This window comes from Bacillus sp. GbtcB10 (assembly GCF_019091365.1).
GTDB classification, from domain to species: Bacteria; Bacillota; Bacilli; order Bacillales; family Bacillaceae; genus Bacillus; species Bacillus altitudinis.
Genome location: NZ_JAGXJP010000152.1, coordinates 1 through 270, shown reverse-complemented (window position 1 = coordinate 270; position 270 = coordinate 1). Strand labels below are relative to the sequence as shown.

General features: G+C 50.0%; 1 protein-coding gene. It reads right to left on the bottom strand.

The genetic code is table 11. From position 1 onward, the window contains the following. Positions 1-270 (bottom strand): acyl-CoA synthetase family protein (locus tag KVT11_RS19930; RefSeq protein WP_217609155.1); only part of this gene is annotated, 270 nt, incomplete at both ends.

Genomic DNA, 270 nt, shown 5'->3' with positions numbered 1-270 from the left:
GACGTAAGCGACAAGAGCGTCTTGATCACTTGCGTCTTTGACCGTTGTCACGACGGCTTCTTTCACTTCATTTAGCGCAAGGAGCTGTGCTTCAATTTCTGACAGCTCAATACGGAATCCGCGGATGCTCACTTGATGGTCTTTTCTGCCGAGGTAGATCAGCTCGCCATCCTCTGTCCATTTCACCAAATCGCCTGTACGGTACATGCGCTCTCCTGGATAAAACGGATCTGGGACAAATCGTTTGTCCGTTTCCTCTGGGAGATTCCA